General features: G+C 55.8%; 14 protein-coding genes and 1 pseudogene. 9 read left to right on the top strand and 6 right to left on the bottom strand.

The window, feature by feature from the left end:
* Positions 1-5: 5 nt before the first annotated feature.
* The gene (locus G7Y44_RS03475; protein ID WP_165247591.1) at positions 6-3,266 is read left to right on the top strand and encodes an N-6 DNA methylase; all 3,261 of its coding nucleotides are present in this window, start codon (positions 6-8) and stop codon (positions 3,264-3,266) included.
* A 136-nt stretch (positions 3,267-3,402) separates the two neighbouring features.
* On the opposite strand, the gene G7Y44_RS03480 is transcribed toward G7Y44_RS03475, so the two are convergent.
* The 3 genes from G7Y44_RS03480 to G7Y44_RS03485 form a co-directional block, all read right to left on the bottom strand.
* Positions 3,403-4,281 carry an IS3 family transposase gene (locus tag G7Y44_RS03480; RefSeq protein ID WP_241159164.1) on the bottom strand — a complete coding sequence of 293 codons (879 nt, stop codon included), beginning with the start codon at positions 4,279-4,281 and terminating at the stop codon, positions 3,403-3,405.
* A 17-nt stretch (positions 4,282-4,298) separates the two neighbouring features.
* Positions 4,299-4,421, bottom strand: a complete 123-nt coding sequence (locus tag G7Y44_RS10480; protein WP_256367729.1) for a hypothetical protein — start codon at positions 4,419-4,421, stop codon at positions 4,299-4,301.
* Between the two features lie 315 nt (positions 4,422-4,736).
* Positions 4,737-5,627, bottom strand: coding sequence for a methyltransferase domain-containing protein (locus G7Y44_RS03485; RefSeq protein WP_165247595.1), 891 nt, complete (start codon positions 5,625-5,627; stop codon positions 4,737-4,739).
* A gap of 88 nt (positions 5,628-5,715) precedes the next feature.
* On the opposite strand from G7Y44_RS03485, the gene G7Y44_RS03490 reads away from it, so the two are divergent.
* Positions 5,716-7,746 carry an elongator complex protein 3 gene (locus G7Y44_RS03490; RefSeq protein ID WP_165247597.1) on the top strand — a complete coding sequence of 677 codons (2,031 nt, stop codon included), beginning with the start codon at positions 5,716-5,718 and terminating at the stop codon, positions 7,744-7,746.
* A gap of 84 nt (positions 7,747-7,830) precedes the next feature.
* Here the strand turns inward: G7Y44_RS03490 and G7Y44_RS03495 are convergent, their stop codons facing one another.
* Together G7Y44_RS03495 and fdhF are read right to left on the bottom strand one after the other, a co-directional pair.
* Positions 7,831-8,685, bottom strand: coding sequence for a formate/nitrite transporter family protein (locus tag G7Y44_RS03495; RefSeq protein WP_241159165.1), 855 nt, complete (start codon positions 8,683-8,685; stop codon positions 7,831-7,833).
* 33 nt (positions 8,686-8,718) lie between these two features.
* Positions 8,719-11,430 (bottom strand): formate dehydrogenase subunit alpha, encoded by a 2,712-nt coding sequence (gene fdhF / locus G7Y44_RS03500; RefSeq protein WP_165247686.1) that lies wholly within the window; start codon positions 11,428-11,430, stop codon positions 8,719-8,721.
* 583 nt (positions 11,431-12,013) lie between these two features.
* Between fdhF and hydE the strand changes: the two genes are divergently transcribed.
* The 7 genes and pseudogenes from hydE (at position 12,014) to G7Y44_RS03535 (ending at position 18,187) form a co-directional block, all read left to right on the top strand.
* The gene (hydE, locus tag G7Y44_RS03505; protein ID WP_165247599.1) at positions 12,014-13,066 is read left to right on the top strand and encodes a [FeFe] hydrogenase H-cluster radical SAM maturase HydE; all 1,053 of its coding nucleotides are present in this window, start codon (positions 12,014-12,016) and stop codon (positions 13,064-13,066) included.
* A gap of 185 nt (positions 13,067-13,251) precedes the next feature.
* Positions 13,252-14,706, top strand: a complete 1,455-nt coding sequence (gene hydG / locus G7Y44_RS03510) for a [FeFe] hydrogenase H-cluster radical SAM maturase HydG (RefSeq protein ID WP_165247601.1) — start codon at positions 13,252-13,254, stop codon at positions 14,704-14,706.
* A gap of 149 nt (positions 14,707-14,855) precedes the next feature.
* Entirely contained in the window at positions 14,856-16,076 is a 1,221-nt protein-coding gene (gene hydF, locus G7Y44_RS03515; protein ID WP_165247603.1) for a [FeFe] hydrogenase H-cluster maturation GTPase HydF, read from the top strand.
* Positions 16,077-16,310: 234 nt separating this feature from the next.
* Positions 16,311-16,556 carry a TM1266 family iron-only hydrogenase system putative regulator gene (locus G7Y44_RS03520; protein ID WP_165044535.1) on the top strand — a complete coding sequence of 82 codons (246 nt, stop codon included), beginning with the start codon at positions 16,311-16,313 and terminating at the stop codon, positions 16,554-16,556.
* A 170-nt stretch (positions 16,557-16,726) separates the two neighbouring features.
* On the top strand, positions 16,727-17,407 hold the full coding sequence (locus tag G7Y44_RS03525; RefSeq protein WP_165247605.1) for a helix-turn-helix domain-containing protein: 681 nt from the start codon (positions 16,727-16,729) through the stop codon (positions 17,405-17,407).
* Between the two features lie 208 nt (positions 17,408-17,615).
* Positions 17,616-17,765 (top strand): annotated as a pseudogene (locus G7Y44_RS10380) (type II toxin-antitoxin system HicA family toxin); the annotation flags it as partial.
* 20 nt (positions 17,766-17,785) lie between these two features.
* Positions 17,786-18,187 (top strand): type II toxin-antitoxin system HicB family antitoxin, encoded by a 402-nt coding sequence (locus G7Y44_RS03535; RefSeq protein ID WP_165247607.1) that lies wholly within the window; start codon positions 17,786-17,788, stop codon positions 18,185-18,187.
* 61 nt (positions 18,188-18,248) lie between these two features.
* Here the strand turns inward: G7Y44_RS03535 and G7Y44_RS03540 are convergent, their stop codons facing one another.
* Entirely contained in the window at positions 18,249-19,625 is a 1,377-nt protein-coding gene (locus tag G7Y44_RS03540) for an ATP-binding protein (protein ID WP_165247609.1), read from the bottom strand.
* Positions 19,626-19,747: the final 122 nt, after the last annotated feature.

Genomic DNA, 19,747 nt, shown 5'->3' on the forward strand with positions numbered 1-19,747 from the left:
CTACTATGGATATGAAAGACTACGAGCTTCGCGCGGAGCTCGACTACGAGGCCGCCAGAGACTTCTTCACGCAGGCAAGTCACGACATTCAGGACAGGTCAAAGGAAGACCCCTTACGCTACCTCTTCTGTACACGGTTGCCGATAATGTTCCCCAGCAAGCCTTGGTGGATTGACGAGCATGCCAGAAGAGCAGAAGCGAATGAAACATACAGCGTCAACAATACGCAAAGGAGCGGATTTGCCGACGTGTTAATTGGCCACACCGCCGTCGAATACGAAAAGAACCTAGCGCAAAGCAGCATATTCGATCACGGATACGAGCAGGTCGAAGACTATTGCGCAGGCCTCCTTAACAAAAACGTCGATCGTGACAACATCGTCGGAATCCTTTCCGACACCGTACACTGGTACGCCTATCGAGTTGACATCGAATATGACGGACGGCCCATGGCCGAAAACGGCCTCTGGGGCCGGGATGACCTAAAGCTTTGTGAAATCGATCAACTCGACATGACAGACACTTCCGACGAGAACCTGGGGAGATTCGAGAGATTCATCAACAAGTATTACGGACGCATCGGTTCGAAAGAGCTCACCCCGAAAGCGCTTGTGTCTGACTTCGGCCTGTACAGCGGAAGCACTAAGACCAGGACTGATGCCATACGAGATTTAGTCGCTACCGCCTGTAAAAAGAATCCTGGGTACGCGAAGCTCATTGAGGGTCTATGGTCAAACTTCGTCGAAGGTGTAACCGGGGTAGGCTCGGGGTTCACGGAAGACTACTCGCATGAGCTTTACATTATCACCCTCGCAAAGCTTATAGCGGCAAACATACTCGACGGCGGTGCACCAGAGAGAAGCGCAGGGCAGATACGAGAGATTCTTGAAGGTAGCTACTTCGTGAGTTTGGGCATCGAAAACCTTGTTGAATACGATTATTTCGGCTGGCTGAACGCAGACCCGTACATTGACGGTCTTATCGACTGTGCAATCGAGCTGCAGCGAGACCTAATGGTCTACGACTTCGCAAACGTGGCAACAACGGACCTGTTTGGTGGACTCATCTCTCAGATGGCAGGAGTTGATAAGAAAATACTTCTCGGCCAGGCGCCAACCCCTCAGCCCATCGCTGCAAGAATGGTCAGTAAGGTTATAGAAAACCTCGACGGGCGAGCGCCCCATCTAGTTGACATGTGTTGCGGATCGGGGATCTTCATTGTCGAAACGCTGTCACGGCTCATCGACAACATGGGCAATCCGGCAAGCCTAGAAGGCACTGAACTCATTATGCTCAGCGAATCCATATATGGCTTCGACGTTGACCCGCTTGCCGTCATCCTTTCGAAAGTCAACTGGGTGCTCGTGATGAAGAAGTACCTTAGCTTTTTCGCGGGACCCGTACATATTCCAGTGTACCATGCCGACTCCCTATTCACGCGCACACCCGTTAGCACGCACGATGACACAAGTGGCAACGAACTTGTTGCCCACCTTCACGATAGATCGGTTTCGATTCCGCAGTTCCTCATAAGCAGGCCTTATAGGCAACTGTTCGACGAGATGTTGGTCAAAGCCGACGTCGTCGCTGCCGACTACTCAGAAAAGGAGCAAGAGGTCGACGACGCAGACACGGATGGGATTTTCGCCAGCTTGGTAACGCATATGGGAACGGAGCTCGATGAGAACAGCCATCACTCTGCCGCAGCTACGTTTGCCGATCTTATCCGAGTGCTGAGTGACTTGCGCAACCGAGACAGAAATGGCATCTGGCCTTTTGTTCTGAGCAACTCGTTCAAGCCCGCATTTGCCACATCGTTCTTCAACGGCATCATATCCAATCCACCTTGGCTTGCGCTCAGCAGGCTGCGCGGGAACCCATATCATGACGCGCTGATTAAGCTGGCGAATTCGCATGGCATAATGCCACACGGCAGCTCCTTCCCCCACGTTGAACTTGCAACCATTTTCTTGGTGGCATCTATACGAAGATACGTGTCAGATGGCGGCGTGATAGCATGCATCATGCCTCACTCGATGCTTAACGGTAGGCATGAAGAGTCTTTCAGGACAGGGGGCTACCTTCGTTCAGGGCTAGCAACCGAATTTAAGTTAACCGAAATCTGGGAACTACCAAAGGAAGCCTTCAATAATCGCGCTGCAGTCATCTTTGCCAAAAAGGAGCACACCGATACTGCGAGCAGAGAAGTTGCAGGCATTGTGTTCGATAGCAGCCTCGATGAGACTCAAGTCACATACAAGCTTATAACTAACGGAAGGGCAACGGCCTTTTCCTACAGCACCCAAAATGTTGAGAAAGCCCTGGACGTCGTTAACTTCAATCAGGGCTTTGATGGAATGCCTCGAACGGCTGTTATCTTTAAATGCGAGCAGCAGCAGAATCGCCTCTGGACGGTTAGCTCGATTCCAACAAACGGCGACTCACTATCTTTTGCCATAAAGGACGGTAAGAAATGTAAGAATTTCAGCATCGGTACGGTCACAAATATTGACGGCAGTTTGATATATGAAATGATTACATCTAACCAGGTCATGCCCTTTGCGCCTGTCCATCCTGTAAGAGCTTTTCTGCCTGTGAAGTACGTCCCCGGGCAAGGAGCCGTCGAGCTATCCGATCGAGACCTTGCTTTGCTTGGAAGAAGCAACAAAGTACTTGCTGACAAGGTCAAACATTGCACGGAAGGCGGTGTTGAGTTCTACCAGGAAAAGGGCGGCTATCTCGCATATCTGGACACGAGAAACAAGCTTTCGCATACACTGCACGACACTTCAAAATGGCGTGTCTTGTACGGCGCCGGCGGCAGCAACATTAGTGCGTCGGCCATTAATTGCGAGGAAATCAGCAGGGCACATAAGCTGGCTATTGACCAGACTCTCTACTGGCGAGGGGCAAACAGCGAGGATGAAGCCCTCTATTATGTCGGCCTTCTCAACAGCGACGCCATTAACGACGCAATAAAAGAATTTCAGCCCGAAGGCAACTTCGGGAAACGTCATATCCACACGCTACCCCTTAGCCTTATTAGCGAATACGACCCGAATGATGAGAGACACGCCAAAGTCGTTGAAGCAACGAAGCTATTGCAAGCCAGGATTAAGAGGGCTTGTGCCGAGGATCCGCGTCTTGCTTCATGTCTAGATCCTGCAAACGGTGCTCTCAGCGGTCGACGGAGGAGATTTCAGCAGTTTTATAGAACCCTTCAGGAATTCGAGCGCCTTAACGCGACGTGTATGGAAGCTATTTAAGGCAGGGTGATCGAATGTTGCAGGATGTACGATGATTACAAGCATACGACTGCCTTTAAGAACGCCCTTCGACCACGAACAAGTAACGATTGATGACTGACCTGTGTCAATATTTCGGACACAAAAACTTGAGATTCTATGCCACCTTCAACACCCTTTCATCCATAGGTCTCGTTCGTTCAAAGAATGCATCCATCACTTGCGCCGGGATCTTGTAGTCAATCGTTGAATGCGGTCTTTTGCGGTTGTAATAGACTTCGATGAACTCAATCACAGCCATCTTGGCCTGGGCGCGTGTGGCGAAGCTTTTCCGGTAGTACATCTCGTTTTTGAGTGTGGCAAAAAATGATTCGGCAACTGCGTTATCGTGGCAGTTTCCGGTACGACTGCACGATAGTCGTACGTCATTGTCACGTGCCCACTCGGCAAGAAGGCATGAGGTGTACTGAGCACCCTTATCTGAGTGGAAAATAGCGTTTTCTGCCACATAGCCACGTGCTTTTGCATTGTCTAGTGCACTCACTACGATATCTGCCGTCATGCGCTCAGAAAGCGCCCAGCCCACAACCATGCGGGTGCACAGATCAATAACGGTTGCTAGATAAAGCCAGCCTTGTCCTGTGCGCAGGTAGGTAATGTCTCCTGCAAGCTTGTAGGTGGGAACAGGGCTTGTGAAGTCGCGCCGGATAAGATCAGGTCGGGGTTTTGCACTCTTGTCAGGGATAGTTGTGCGTTTTGATCTGTAGGGAGTACATCCCTTGATTCCCAGCTCACGCATGCATTTCCGCACACGATAGAGGGTGGTATTCCCGAAGTCGTTAGGCAAAAAGCACTTGATAAACCTTGCACCGAAGCGTCTGTCTGATTCTTCCCAGATGCGCTTTGCTGTCTGCCGTGTCTCATTCCAGTTATCAATCGATCCTCCTCGACCTAACCAGGCGTAAAAACCAGAACGTGACACTTCTAAGATGCGCGCCATCATCTTCACAGGATAGTTTTCCTTCTCCGCTAACATCAGTTGATAACGCGGCTTTACCCCTGCTCTTTCGCGAAGAAGGCTGCGGCTTTTTTTCTGGCACCTTTGCCAAAGCAGCACCGCACCCCGGAAACCTTGGTTGAAACCGCCAGACCGCGTTCGCGGAAAGCGATCATCATGCTCGTGGCATTTTCTGATTTCTGTTTGCCTCGCCGGTCACAAGAACCCGGACATAACGCTCAAGATCTACACACACGTCAACATGAAGTCCAAGCGCGAGACCATGGATGTCATACAGGAAGCATACATGCTTGCCGAGTAGTAAAACGGTGCGAAGTGATGCGAGCGTTGCGCGGGCACGATTCTTGACTTTTTCTTTACCGAAAGGATGCAGGCAGACACCCCAACCCAAAAACAAGCCGTCTACCTGCATCCTTACAAGCGGGATTCAGTTACAATCCCAACATACAATGGAACCTGACCCTATTGTCACGCTACCGTGCGATGTGGCGCAGCACCAGGTATTCGTTCAGGTTGCCCGTGCGGCCGTCGGCGAAGAAGCGCGCTTGCACCTGCGCACAGTCGGACACCTCGCGCGCCAGCTCGTCCACGTCACGCGAAGTGAAACTGTGGCAGTAGCGATACGCAGCGCGCTCGTGCTGCCACCCTAAAATGAAATCGCCCTCGTCAAATTCTTCGGGCGTGAGGCTCAGGTCGGCGAGCGCACGCTCATGCGACAGCAGCGCTTTCTCGCGAAGGCGGTCATCGCGCAGAAAACCCCAGAACGACACGATGACGTATCCACCTGGACGCACGCTTTGCACCAGCTCGCGCAGCAGACGCACGCGAAGGTGTGCCGTGGGAACGTGGTGTAGAAAGCCAAACGCCACTGCAACATCGAAGAGGGAAGCGGAGCTGCGAACAGCAGGGTCACAGATAGCGGAATCGCGGGTAGCACAACGGGCAGCAGCAAGATCGCAGATAGCGCCGCAGACAGCGCTACCTATGCGCAGTGCACCGATGACATCGAGCTCGCAAAATCGCACGTCAAATGGCACTGTACCAGCAGCCTCGCCAGGGTCATCCACGTGTGCGATGGCGAACTCGCCCGCAAGTGGCGCACAACTGTCAACCGCACACACATCAAAGGACACCTGCGGCACCTGCTCGCGCAGAAACGCTTCGAAACGTAAGTTTCCACACGCCACATCCAACAAACGGCACCAACGCTGCGACTCTTGCTGGTGCGCCGCATTCTGCACGTACGGCAGGCAGTGTTCCCATCCGGGCCATGAGGTGCGCCGCGTTTCAGAAAACGACTTCGCCTGCGCAGCGTAGAACCGCTCGTTCAGCGCAACCAGCGCGTCAATTGTCGCTTCATTCATGCGCCCCACCTGCCTTTCGCCTTCGCCACTTCAAAATAGATGCGCCACGCGCTCCGTTTTCTCATTCTAGTATAGAATTCCCCTTGCTATGGAATCGCTTCTCTTGGACATACTTGCTCGCCTGAATGCTGGCGAACAGCTCGACGCCAAACGGCTCGAAGCGCTCGTGCGCTCACACAGCGGACAGGCAGACGCCGAACACACCCGCTATTCAAAGAAGATGATTCTCCCCTTCTACCTGAACGTAAAGGCAAACGACCCTGCCCGGTGGCAGCGCTGGCAGATAAGCACTGAAACCGAACGGCAGTTGTTTGAGCTGCTGCGAATGAAACCGCGCCGCACGGCGTCGGGCGTGGCCACCATCACCGTAATCACGAAACCGTGGAAATGCGGCAGCAACTGCCTGTACTGCCCAAACGACCTGCGCATGCCGAAAAGCTACCTATCGGAAGAGCCCGCCTGCCAACGCGCAGAGCGTGTGTGTTTCGACCCGTACCTGCAAGTGGTATCGCGCTTGCAGGCGCTCATGCACATGGGACACGTCACCGACAAGGTTGAGCTTATTGTGCTTGGCGGCACCTGGAGCGACTACCCGCACGCATACCAAATTTGGTTTGCAACCGAGCTCTTCCGCGCCCTGAACGACTGCGGCGCGCACGAAGCAACGCAGCCAGATGACATCGCGCGCTTTTGTATCGCCGAGGTTGCCCAACAGCACGCCGAGATGCGCCGCGCGTTCTACCGCGCCTGCGGCGTGCCAACCGAAAAGGACGACGCACGCGCTTTTGTGGCCGAGGCACAAGCGCAGGTGAATGTGGGTAAACTCACCTACAACCAGGCCGCCGAGCAACTCTACGAGCACGGCGAAGCATGGAGAAATGTCGCGCGCATGCAAGTGTCCACGCTCGATGACCTGAAGATGCAGCAACGGAAAAACGAAGCCGCACGCCACCGCGCCGTTGGCTTCGTCATCGAAACGCGGCCCGACACCATTACCCCCGATAGCCTTTTCCTTATCCGACAGCTCGGCTGCACGAAGATTCAAATGGGCATCCAAAGCCTTGATGCACGCATTTTGAAAGCAAACCGGCGCGGCATCGGCCCCGAGCGCATCGCCCGCGCATTCGAGCTCGCTCGTCTGTATGGTTTTAAGCTGCACGCGCACTTTATGGTTAACCTTTTGGGTGCCACGCCCGACGCCGACAAGCGCGACTACCTCAAACTCGTAAGCGATACCGCCTACTTGCCCGACGAGGTGAAACTCTACCCGTGCGCCCTGGTGGCAGGCACGGGGCTGTGCGAGCACTACAAGCGGGGCACGTGGCGCCCCTACTCCGAAGACGAGCTTGTCGACGTGCTGGCAGCCGACATGCTGGCTACGCCTGCCTACCTGCGTATCTCTCGCATGATTCGCGATATTTCGGCAGGCGACATCGTGGCGGGTAACAAGAAAACGAACCTTCGACAGCTTGTCGAACAGCACATCGAGCAACAAGCCGAAGAAAACGCCACACGTCCCCTATCTGCGAGCACGGCGCAGGAAGAAGCACTTTCGGGCACCACACAGGAAGAAACACCTGCAGACGCTGCTCACAAAGAAGCATTCGCGGACACCACACGCAAAGAAGCACCTTCTGTTCGCGCTCCCCTGCACGAGATCCGCTACCGCGAACTGGGCTCAAGTGTGGCCGGTGCGTCCGATCTCACGCTCGACGTTATTGCATATGACACCTCGGTTACCTCAGAGCGGTTTTTGCAGTGGGTCACACCAGAAAACCGGATCGCAGGGTTTTTGCGGCTGTCGCTTCCCAACCAACGCGTGGTGCGCGAACGCGCCACCGATCTGGCAATAGGCGAACGTGAAGCCATGATCCGCGAGGTGCATGTGTACGGCAAGGTGGCCGGCATCGGCGGGCCGGGACAAAATGCGCAGCATTTGGGGCTTGGTCGCACGCTCATCGAACGTGCTTGTGCCATCGCCCGCGAGCACGGCTACACCACCATAAACGTGATCAGCGCCGTAGGAACCCGCGAATACTACCGCCACCTTGGCTTCCACGACAACGAAAACGGGCTCTACCAGCAACGTCTCCTGGTAGAGCCCGACAGCGCCCACTGACAACTCCCGCTAACAGCGCGAAGCACAGCAGATTGGCAGTATGGGGTTTAAGCGCAACCCTGCCCTCGAGCTCAATAGCGCCCGCTACGCCTTCTGACGCCCGTAGGCAGCCCAGTACAGAAGCCCAATGAGCACCGCGCCGCCCACGATGTTACCCAGCGTAACAGCCGAGATGTTGCTCAGCAGCCCCATCATGGTAAGCGCCGACACGTCAGCCGCACCACTGTACGCAAACCCACTTGCCTGTGTGATCATTCCCATGGGAATAAGGAACATGTTGGCGACACAGTGCTCAAACCCGCAGGCCACAAACGCAAAGATGGGGAAGATGGACGTAAACATCTTGTCCACAACGGTGCGTCCCGCAAAGCCCATCCACACAGCAGCGCACACAAGCGCGTTACACATGATGCCGCGGAAAAACGCTACACCCCACGGCAGCGCTGCCTTGCCAGCGGCAACTGATATCATCGCATCGCCCACGCCGCCGCCATTCATGCCGGCAAAGTTCGCGAACAGCAAGATAACTACCACCAAAAGTGAACCAACCAAGTTGCCCACATACACGATGCCCCAGTTTTTCAGCATCGCACCCCACGACACCTTCTTGTCAGCCACGGCAGCAACCATCAGGTTGTTTCCGGTGAAAAGCTCAGCGCCGGCAATAATCACACATACCAGGCCCACCGAGAACACAAAGCCGCCCAAAAGCTGCGACGCGGCAAATCCCAGCTCGGCGTCGCCTTTCACCAGCAGCATAAACGTGCCGCCAAACGCGATGAACACGCCTGCCAGCACCGAAAGCGCAAAGCAGCGCAGCGGTGCCGTGCCAGCCGTGCTGGCCTTGCCAACCGCAATGCCCTGGGCCTTCTGAAGCAGAGCAGCCCCCGACACACAGTCGGGATTGGCCGCCAACACATCCTCTTTCTCGATCGTCATATTCCTCGCTCCTTCCCGTAGCGATTCTTTAGGTTAAGCCTTCTCCACCGACACGGCGCACACCTTGTATTCGGGCGCCTTCGCAACGCCATCCAGCGCAGCATTGGTGAGCCAGTTCGAATTTCCGTCCTGGAAATGGAACGGCATCCACGTTTCTCCCTCATTCGTCTTGCCGCTCACTCGTGCGGTCGATTCAATGCTCCCGCGGCGGCTCGACACCTTCACGCGATCGCCGTCGGCAATGCCTAAACGCGCGGCATCCGCATCGTTGATTTCGATAAACGACTCGCTGGCGATCTCGTTTAAACCTGCGGTTTTATCAGTCAAAGCACAGGCGTTGTACTGGTACAAAATGCGACCCGTCGACAACATCAGTGGGAACTCATCGTCGGGCAGCTCAACCGACGGACGATATTCGGCCAGCGAGTAGCCACCCTTGCCGCGTGCGAATCCACCTACATGCAGAATGGGCGTGCCCGGATGATCGGGCGCGGTGCATGGCCACTGCAAGCCCCGGCCGGCAATCTCGGCGCTGTCAAGGCGAGCATGGCTAATACCCGCAAAGCTGGGCGTGAGACTGGCGATCTCGTCCATAATCTGCGCAGCGGTCAAACGAGGTTGCTCATACCCCATCAAGTTCATAATGTCGATAAAGATGTCGGTATCAAGCCTCGTGTCGCCCGACACCTCCACCGCCTTACGCACGCGTTGCACACGCCGTTCGGTGTTGGAGAACGTGCCTTCCTTTTCCGCATAAGAACGGCCCGGAAGCACCACATCGGCGTACTTCGCCGTTTCGGTCATGAAGAGGTCGTCCACCACCAAGAACTCGAGCGATGAGAGCGCTTTGATAACGTGATGCGTGTCGGGGTCGGTGCGAACCGGGTCTTCACCGCAGATAAACAGGCCGCGAATCTCGCCTTCGATCATTTTGGGGAAACACTCGGTTGCCTTGGTGCCCACCTTAGGGTTAAGAGAAACTCCCCACGCTTGCTCGAACTTGCGCAGCACATCGGGGTTTTCCACCTTCTGATACCCTGTAAAATCGGTAGGCAGCGCGCCCATGTCGCACGCACCCTGCACGTTGTTCTGACCGCGAATGGGGTTCACGCCGCAACCGGCGCGCCCAATTTTGCCGCATACCATGGCGATGTTCGACAAGCTCATAACGCCATCGGTACCCGTGGAATGCTCAGTCACACCCAAGCAGTACAGAATGGGTGCACGGTCGGCCTGCCCATACAGCAGCGCTGCGGCGATTAGGTCGTCTTCTGGAATGCGGCAGATCTCGGCCACGCGCGCAGGTGTGTAGCTAGCCACCATAGCGGCCAGCGCGTCAAAGCCCTCGGTGTAGCGGTCGATGAAATCACGGTCGATAAGCCCACGCTCTATCAGGATATGCACCATGCCATTCGCAAACGCCACGTTGGTGCCGGGACGCAGCTTCAAATGGATGTCGGCACGGGCAGCCAGCCCAATGTCGCGCGGGTCGACCACGATGAGCTTCGTTCCGCGCTCAACGGCAGCGCGTATCTGCATGCCAAACACCGGATGAGCTTCTTCGGGGTTTGTTCCCACTAGCATTATTACGTCGGAATTGCGCGTGACGTCGTAGATCGGATTCGTCATAGCTCCCGAGCCAAGTGTCGTTGCCAGACCGGCAACCGTGGGAGCGTGTCAAACACGTGCGCAGTTATCAACGTTGTTCGTCCCGAACGCACAACGCGCCATCTTCTGCAGCATGTACACGTCTTCGTTCGTCGATCGCGAGCAAGCGAACGCGGCGAGCGCATCAGGCCCTACCTGCTGCTTAATGCGCGTGAAGTTGCTTGCCACGTAGTGAAGCGCTTCATCCCACGACGCTTCCTCAAATTCGCCAGTTTGCTTGTTCTTGATGAGCGGTGTGCGCAGACGTTCGGGGCTGTGAACGAAGTCGAAGCTGGCCGAACGGCCTTTCACACACAGCATCGAATGATTCGATGGACCAGCTACTCCCTCGGTGTCAACGATGCGGTTATCCTTCACCACCAAGTTCAGCTGACATCCCACAGCGCAATGCGGGCACGTGGTTTGAACCTTTCGCGTTTCCCATTCGCGGTAGCTGGCACGACGCTTTTCGGTGATGGCTCCCGTGGGGCACGCCTGAGCGCAGTTGCCGCAGTTTTCGCAGTCGGTCGCGCGCCAATTCTCGCCGAACGGTGCCTCAATCGCTGTTCGCACACCCCGCTTGCTGGTATGCAGCGTGTGGTTGCGCGCCGCCCGGTTGCATGCCCCCACGCACCGCTGGCACGCGATGCACAAGTTTGGATCGAACCGCAGAAACGGGTTGCTGTCGAGCACGGCCTTTCGCGGCTGAGCCACGTAGTACGGCGATTCAACGACCCCCTGCTCACGACAGACCGTTTGCAGCTCGCACGCGCCATTCTTCACGCAGCTAAAGCAATAGTTCGTGGAATCAAGACCATGACGTGCAAGTATCAGCTCGAGCGCTGTCTTCCGCGACGATCGGACGCGCTCGGAATCCGTTGTCACAACCATGCCTTCGGCAACAGGCGTGTTGCACGCCGTTACTAGTTCGCTTCGTCCCTCAACTTCAATTGCGCAAACACGACACGACCCGATGTTACTTACATGCTTCAGGTAACACAGCGTGGGAATACTCACGCCAGCCTGGCGTGCAGCTCCCAAAATGGTCGTGCCCTCCCTCACGCTTATCGCACGGCCATCAATGGTCACATTCAGCATCTTTACCTCACCCCATTTCTCGCTCGCTTCGCCTTCGCCGCTTTTGAAACGCACTACTTACGCACCGTTCACAACAAAGGCTTACCGCGATCAATATTCACATCTGTCGTGTTTCGCCAGCGTTTCAAATTCGATCAAGTTCGGTCAAACGCCGCTTTGTTGTTTTGAGCGGCGCGGCGAAAAGAAGCGTGAAAGAGACAGGGGGAAAGCCGGGGGGAACCGAAAAGAAGGCGGGGAAGGAGGCATGAAGAAGGCGACGAACCACCCGCTCGCCACACCGCGCCACCCGCCCGGCGCATCGCATCCGTTGCGCCACCCGCCCGGCGCATCGCATCCGTTGCGCCACCCGCCCGCCACACCGCGCCACCCGCCTGCTGAAACAATTCGGTGATGCGACCCATGTATACTTATGTGCATGCAAGCGACACCACAGCAGGGGCACACCCTTTCTGAGGTGCCGCGCGCGATACGCACCTGATATGAAGGCGAGTCGTCAAAGCGGGCTCCATTTTGCAGGAAAGGCCTTTAAGCCCCCTTCGAAGAGACTCTTGGCAACTCGTGCTGAAGGAAAGGTCGGACTACTATGAGCAGCACACGCTACCTTGTGGACAAGCTCGCCGAAGAGCGACGCCTGTCCGTCGAGCAGTACGAGCAGATCATCCTCAACCGCTCACCCGAGCTTGCCGCTCATGCACGCGAGCTGGCCTGCGCGCAACGCAAAGCCGCATACGGCACCAGCGTGTTCATACGTGGACTCATTGAGGTGAGCAACTACTGCAAAAATGACTGCTACTATTGCGGCATCCGCAAAAGCAATGCTTCATGCAGCAGGTACCGCCTAAGCGCCGATGACATCTTCGACTGCGCACAAACGGCCTACGATCTGGGGTGCCGCACGTTCGTGTTGCAAGGGGGCGAAGACCCCTGGTTTACCGACCAGCGGGTTGCAGAAATTATCGGCCAGCTGAAGCACCGCTACCCCGATTGCGCCATCACGCTTTCCTTAGGCGAGCGGAGCTTTGAGAGCTACCAAGCGCTGCGGCAAGCCGGTGCCGACCGCTACCTGTTGCGACACGAAACAGCTTCGGCACGCCACTACCAAATGCTGCACCCAGCCGATCTGGCGCTGCAAAATCGCCTGCGCTGCTTGTCCGACCTGCGCGACCTTGGGTTTGCCGTGGGTAGCGGGTTTATGGTAGGAACGCCCGGGCAAACAGCCTACGAGCTTGCATGCGACCTAAAGCTCATCGAAGAGTTACAGCCCGCTATGTGCGGCATCGGCCCGTTCGTGCCGCACCACGCAACCCCCTTCGCAAACGAGCCGCAAGGGTCGGCCGAGCTCACCTGCTTTCTGCTGTCGCTTCTGCGCATCATGCGACCCAGCCTGCTTTTGCCCTCCACCACCGCCTTGAATTCCATTCAGACGGCTGGCATGGAGCAAGGAATTTTGGCCGGCGCGAACGTGATCATGCCGAACTTGTCGCCGTTTTCGTGTCGCAGCAAGTACGAAATTTACGACAACAAGGTTTTCGGCATCGAAGACGCCGCCGCGCAGTTGGAAAGCCTGCGGAAGCGCATCCGCGCAATTGGCTACGAAATTGTCACCGACCGGGGCGACCCCCAAGCACCCGCGTAGTGCGCACGGCACGCGACCGAGCACACCGCACAACGCTACGAACCCGGCACGCGGGTACGTAGCACGCACGGCACGCAGAAGCGCAACGCGAACCGAAGCTACACGCCTGTCACGTAAGCAAACCGAAACGGACCGAACCGCCACCAAACCACCGCCGAGCGGTGCCAACGAGAAAGAAGGACCTCATGACTACCTGCACGTATGACCCGAAATCGCCTCACGCCGACGAATTCATCAATCATCAGGAAATTCTCGACACGCTTGAGTACGCACAACAGCACAAAAACGATCTCGAGCTCATCGAGCGCATTCTGGAGAAAGCCCGCCCGAACCTGCATCCCGCGCGCGACCACTGCTCGGTTATCACCCACCGCGAAGCCGCAGTGCTTATGGCCTGCGACGACCCAAAGGTCAACGCCGCCATCAAGCAGCTCGCGCACGACATTAAGCTGGCCTACTACGGCAACCGCATCGTGCTGTTCGCGCCGCTGTACCTGTCGAACTACTGCGTGAACGGCTGCTTGTACTGCCCGTATCACGCCAAGAACAAGCAAATTCCCCGCCGCAAGCTCACGCAGGACGAAATCCGCGCCGAAGTAATAGCGCTGCAGGATATGGGACACAAGCGCTTGGCCATCGAAGCGGGTGAAGACCCGAAGAACAACCCGCTCGACTACATTCTGGAAAGCATGGAAACCATCTATTCCATCAAGCACCGTAACGGCGCCATCCGCCGCGTGAATGTGAACATCGCCGCAACCACGGTTGACGACTACCGTCGGCTCAAAGAGGCCGAAATCGGCACCTACATTCTCTTCCAAGAAACCTACAACCGCGAAAACTACGAGCGACTTCATCCCACAGGCCCCAAGCACAACTACGCGTGGCACACCGAAGCCATGGACCGCGCCATGGAAGGCGGCATCGACGACGTAGGATTAGGCGTGCTGTTCGGCCTGGACAACTACTTGTACGAGTTCGTCGGCCTACTCATGCACGCCGAACACCTGGAAGCCGTTCATGGCGTGGGCCCGCACACCATCAGCGTGCCGCGCTTGAAGCCTGCAAGTGACATCAACCCCGACGACTTCGATAACGGCGTGCCCGACGACATGTTCGAGAAAATTATCGCGTGCATCCGCGTTGCCGTGCCCTACACAGGCATGATCATTTCCACCCGCGAAAGCGAAGTCGTGCGCGAACGCGCGCTGCGTTACGGCATATCGCAGATATCGGGTGGCAGCCGCACAAGCGTAGGTGGCTATACCGAAGAAGCCCGCCCGCACGACACCGAGCAGTTCGACGTGTCGGATCAGCGTACCTTAGATGACGTGATCAGCTGGCTTATTTCGTGTGACCACATACCCAGCTTCTGCACGGCATGCTACCGCGCGGGGCGCACCGGCGACCGCTTCATGAGCTTCTGCAAAAGCGGCGAAATACTGAACTACTGCCATCCCAACGCGCTCATGACGCTGCAAGAGTATCTGACCGACTACGCAACGCCTGAAACCAAACGGGCAGGTGAAGCCATTATCGAGCGTGAGCTTAATAAGATCACGAACGAGAAGACCCGCAGCATTTGTGAGGCCCGCATTCGAGACATTAAGGAAACCTCGCTGCGCGACTTCCGCTTCTAGCGCAGCGTGCACTACGGGCGCGCACGTTGCTGCACGTGACGCGCCCACCACGTACACCCACACCGCAGCGGCGCCCACCACGTGCGCCTGCCACGCGCACGCGCCGTACCGCCCCACACCCGTCCCGCGACCAAGTTAGGAGGCCGGCAATGGGACTGAACGACACCCCCGCAAGCGAGCGGGCGACCATTGGCTTTTTCGGCATCTGCAACGCCGGCAAGTCGAGCGTTGTTAACGCCGTCACCTCGCAAGACCTATCCATCGTGTCGGGCACACCTGGCACCACCACCGACCCAGTGCGCAAGACCATGGAGCTTTTACCTTTAGGGCCCGTGGTGATTGTTGACGCCCCCGGCATCGACGACGCAGGCGAGCTTGGCCAACTGCGTGTGCGCAAGGCGAAGCAAGCGCTTACCACGTGCGATATTGCCGTGCTGGTAATCGACGCCGCGCGCGGCGAGGAAGAAGCCGATTGCGAGTTGGCTCGTGCCGTGCGCGAGCGCGGCATTCCGCTCGTGCGAGCATGGAACAAGGCTGATTTGCTGTCACCAAGCGAGCGGCAGCGCATGCAGCACCGCGAAGGCGACGTGCTCGTAAGCGCCGTCACAGGCGAAGGCATCAACGAGCTGAAAGAAACGATAGCTCGCAGCGCCCGCACAAGGGAGAAGCAGAAGCGCCTGATTGCCGACCTTATTCAGGAAGGTGATACGGTGGTGCTGGTTGTGCCTATTGACTCGTCGGCGCCGAAAGGCCGGATTATTCTTCCCCAGCAAATGGTACTGCGCGACGTGCTTGACTCACACGCCCAGGCGCTCGTGTGCCAACCCTCGCAGCTGGCAGGTGCGCTTACGTCGCTTCGCCAACCGCCGCGCCTTGTGGTTACCGATTCGCAAGCGTTTGAGCAAGTGGCACGCATTGTTCCGGACGATGTACCCCTTACGTCGTTTTCCATCCTCATGGCGCGCTACCGGGGCGACCTGTCGTCGTTTACAGATGGCGCGCGCGCACTTGCCGGGCTGCGCGACGGCGACCGCGTGCTCGTATCGGAAGCGTGCACGCACCACCGCCAGTGCGAAGACATTGGAACGGTGAAGATACCGCGCATGATTCGGGAATGTACCGGAAGCAATCCGACGTTTGAGTTCTCATCGGGCGCGCATTTCCCCGATTCGCTTGCCGGCGTATCACTTGTTGTTCACTGCGGCGGCTGCATGATCAGCGACGCGCAGATGAAGGCTCACACCGACGCAGCGCGAAGCGAAGGCGTGCCGCTTATCAACTACGGCATGGCGCTCGCGTACATGACCGGCGTGCTGAAGCGGAGCTTACAACCGCTCCCTGAAGCGAAAACGCTGCTTGAAAACTTGTGAGGAAACGGCAGCGAGCATGACGGCACGGCAGGCAACGGCACGGCGTGCGCCAAAGGGTTACGCAACCCGATACACGGCAGCAGGTTACCCTTCGTGTCTTGCTGCCGCAGCCTTTCGTGACGCTTTGTCACCCTGCTCCGTCACCCAACCGGCGACGAAGCTAATCTGTCGCCCCCGGCGGGGCGGCGACACGATACAATAAGGCAAGTGGAACCGAAGCCAAAGGAGGCTGCCATGGACACCAGGGTTGCTGCAATATCGATCATCGTCAAGAACACCGAGTCGGTCAACCAGCTCAACGAGCTGTTGCATGAGTACCGCGACTACATTATCGGCCGCATGGGCATTCCCTACCGCGAGCACAACATGAACGTGATCATGATCGCCCTTGACGCGCCACACGACGTTATTTCGGCACTGTCGGGCAAAATCGGCGCACTCGACGGCGTCACCTCAAAAAGCGTGTGCTCCGCGCTCTAACGCTTTAACGACCTAACGGTCTAACGGTCTAACGGTCTAACGCTCCAACAATCCAAGCTCGTAAAAACGCCCCTGTCACCCGCGCAGGGGCTCCGCCGCGTTCTCTACCGAGTCCGACACAGATAGTCTTTACATCAGTGATCTTATGCGCCTGAACTGGGAGGATACTTATGCCCGCCTACGCTGAAAGCTACCTTATGGACGCAATGGAAAACCTCGGCGAAATGGCTGATTGTGTCGCGGCAGCCCCGGATGTCAGTCTTACTGAGTTCTGGCACGTTTTCGTGTCAAGCACCGTCGCGCGCGAAATCGCCAAGGGATCACCCTTTACCATTGTGGGGAAATCGGGGCTTGAGTTGGCAAACGAAGTCTGCGAGCAGGGAGGCCTCGCCTTTCCCGACGACCCAGGCACCCTTTCGGTCAGTGACAGCTTCAACCTTTCGCCCTCGTATTGGTGCGGCTGGATTCTTGCTTTCTATCAATGGAGCACAAGCCTTACCTTTGCGGAAATTAATCGTCACCTTCCCATTAGCACCGTGTTCAACATGTACAGAACATATCATGAGCAATCCGAAGACCGATTTCGGGAAGCCGCCGATGAGATAATCGCCGCCAGCAGTTACCCGCAGGGGCTGAAACACCAGCGCACCCTTATGGGGCTTTCCCAATCGCAACTGGCACAACGCTCTGGCGTGGGAATTCGCGCAATACAGCAATATGAGCAGGGCTCGAAAGACATCTCGCGAGCGTCGTTTGACAACGTGTGGAAACTCGCCAAAGCGCTGCATTGCCAACCACAAGACCTCATGCCGCCAGCACGTCGATTCGAATACGGAGTAGTGGCACTGTAAAAGGCTTCAATGAAACTGAACTTACAACAGGATTACGACCCCCTTTGCAGCTTAGCCGTAGCGGGGAATACCTTGAAGGTATGACAATAACAAATATTCTTCTATGTGTTATATACACTTGTTATTCTATTCGTTATACTGATTTGCAGGAGAGATAGGGTTGAAAAGCTATTCGTCACGAGAGATCATCGCATAGCTCAAGGCTGATGGGTGGTACGAGGTCGCAGTAGTTGGAAGCCACCACCAATTAAAACATCCGACAAAACACGGACGAGTCACAGTGAAGCATCCAACAAAAGACATACCACCAAAGACGCTCAAGAGCATCGAGGCACAATCGGGGCTGCGATTCGAGTAACCCCCTCAAAAGGAGCATACATGAAAAAAGCCGACCGGTACTTCTATCCAGCAATTTTTACTTACGAACAGGGGCAGGAAATCGCTGTGGAATTCCCTGATTTAGGAGTAGCAACAAGCGGCGTAGACGACAATGACGCGCTGCTATCCGCACGCGAACTTCTGGGCTGTGTACTGTTCGGATTAGAAGAAGACGGTGAAGAAATACCAGCTCCCACACCTTTAAGCCAACTAACCGTCGAATCGAATGAGCGAACCGTACTCATTGACGCATATATGCCCTCGGTGCGGCAGGCTCTATCATCTCGAGCAGTAAACCGCACCGTAACGCTTCCCGCATGGCTGAATGCTTTGGCCGTCGAACATGGTGTCAATTTCTCGCAGACCTTACAAACAGCCCTGCGTCAGCAGCTGCGCGTGTAGCAGACCTCCGAAATGGTTGCGATTACAACCATAAGGGAAAGGGTTTTACTTTGTCGAGCGTTTAACCGAGCTTGGGTAGCGTGATGGTAAACGAATCTTCAGTGTCGACACCTTTTCTCAATCCAAGCGCTTCGGGAAGGCAAAGGGCTGCATACCACGGCAGATACACCACCTTGTCACGAACCTCTACATTAAGACGCGAGAACACAAAACCACGCTTGATATCGTAATCGCTCGTTGCCAGCAACTTATTCAGCGCTTCGTGAGCCCGGGGAGAACGGCCAGACTTGATTTCAATGGGAACTACTTCCCCACGGGCACCCTCAACAAGGAAATCAACTTCGCCGCGCTTGCGATTCATGTAATAGTACAGAGAGCAACCACACGATACGAGCGCTTGAGCAAAAACGTTTTCAAACATAAAGCCCAGGTTAACCGTACGATCATCAGTGTAGAGTGCGCGCGCAACTGAAATGTCGTAACGGCTTGTCAGCATGCCCGTATCCGACTCGTACAGTTTAAAGTTACCTGAATCCTCCGTTGCCTTAAGCGGGCTTTTCGGATTGCGTACCACATTACACTTGAGCCCAACATGAGCCGATACAAGCCAATTGAAATCGAGACTAAACTTGTCGTAGCGGGCCTTAGAATCCAATGAATTCAAGCGGAAACGCTGAGATTTCGCATCAAGCTGCACGGGGAGCTGCTCAAAAATAGCGCACACATTCGGAGCGGCGTTTTTCGCGTATTTTGTAATATCGTGAACGTAAGACACAACCAGTTCGCTTTGCACCGTTCTCACCGACCGCATGTTGCCGCCGTCATCCACAAACGCCTGCACAGCAGCAGGCATGCCGCCCACCACCATGTACGTGCGAAAGTAGCTAAGGAGCGATTCGTGCAGGTAGTCGGGCACAGGCGTAAGCGCAGCGCAGCACTTGTCTACCACGCCCAACACATCTGGCTTCAGGGCGTTTGCCCAGCAGAACTCTTCGAAATCCATGGGGTACATGGTTACTTCTGTTACGAATCCCACCGGATATGAACGCACATGCCGCAATTCGGTACCAAGCATCGAACCAGAAAACGCATAGCAGAAGCGACCGTCCTGAACGAGTGCCTTTACCAACGTCATAAGATCGGGAAGCTCTTGAATCTCATCTATAAATACCAACGTTTTACCTACAATGAGTTCGGCATCCGAAAGCAACGACAACCGCACAATAAAATCTTCAACACTCGAAACATCCGAGAGAACACGCTTCGCATCTTTATTGAGAACAAGATTGACTTCCGCAAGAGACTGAAATCGCTGCCGACCGAGATGTTCGATCAAGTAGCTCTTGCCGATTTGCCGCGCACCAGTAACAAGGAGAGCCGTCTGACCCAGCCTGTCTGCCCAACGCTCGAGCTGATTATAGGCTTTCCTTTGAAACACGTTGCTACCTCGTCAATCTAGAAGAGTATTTGCAAGTACCAGGAAGTTTGCAATTTTGCTAATCTTTACTGCTTGATATTTTACAATTTTGCTAGTCTTTGTTTCAACCTATTCTGCAATTT

Source organism: Adlercreutzia sp. ZJ141 (genome assembly GCF_011038965.1).
Classification (GTDB): domain Bacteria; phylum Actinomycetota; class Coriobacteriia; order Coriobacteriales; family Eggerthellaceae; genus ZJ141.

Excerpts from the sequence above, each read along its gene's own strand:
- hydG (WP_165247601.1), top strand. The coding sequence starts at position 13,252 with ATGACTACCTGCACGTATGACCCGAAATCGCCTCACGCCGACGAATTC.
- G7Y44_RS10480 (WP_256367729.1), bottom strand. The coding sequence starts at position 4,421 with ATGATGATCGCTTTCCGCGAACGCGGTCTGGCGGTTTCAACCAAGGTT.
- G7Y44_RS03495 (WP_241159165.1), bottom strand. The coding sequence starts at position 8,685 with ATGACGATCGAGAAAGAGGATGTGTTGGCGGCCAATCCCGACTGTGTG.
- G7Y44_RS03485 (WP_165247595.1), bottom strand. The coding sequence starts at position 5,627 with ATGAATGAAGCGACAATTGACGCGCTGGTTGCGCTGAACGAGCGGTTC.
- G7Y44_RS03480 (WP_241159164.1), bottom strand. The coding sequence starts at position 4,281 with ATGTTAGCGGAGAAGGAAAACTATCCTGTGAAGATGATGGCGCGCATC.
- G7Y44_RS03520 (WP_165044535.1), top strand. The coding sequence starts at position 16,311 with ATGGACACCAGGGTTGCTGCAATATCGATCATCGTCAAGAACACCGAG.
- G7Y44_RS03525 (WP_165247605.1), top strand. The coding sequence starts at position 16,727 with ATGCCCGCCTACGCTGAAAGCTACCTTATGGACGCAATGGAAAACCTC.
- hydF (WP_165247603.1), top strand. The coding sequence starts at position 14,856 with ATGGGACTGAACGACACCCCCGCAAGCGAGCGGGCGACCATTGGCTTT.
- hydE (WP_165247599.1), top strand. The coding sequence starts at position 12,014 with ATGAGCAGCACACGCTACCTTGTGGACAAGCTCGCCGAAGAGCGACGC.
- G7Y44_RS03490 (WP_165247597.1), top strand. The coding sequence starts at position 5,716 with ATGGAATCGCTTCTCTTGGACATACTTGCTCGCCTGAATGCTGGCGAA.
- G7Y44_RS03475 (WP_165247591.1), top strand. The coding sequence starts at position 6 with ATGGATATGAAAGACTACGAGCTTCGCGCGGAGCTCGACTACGAGGCC.
- G7Y44_RS03535 (WP_165247607.1), top strand. The coding sequence starts at position 17,786 with ATGAAAAAAGCCGACCGGTACTTCTATCCAGCAATTTTTACTTACGAA.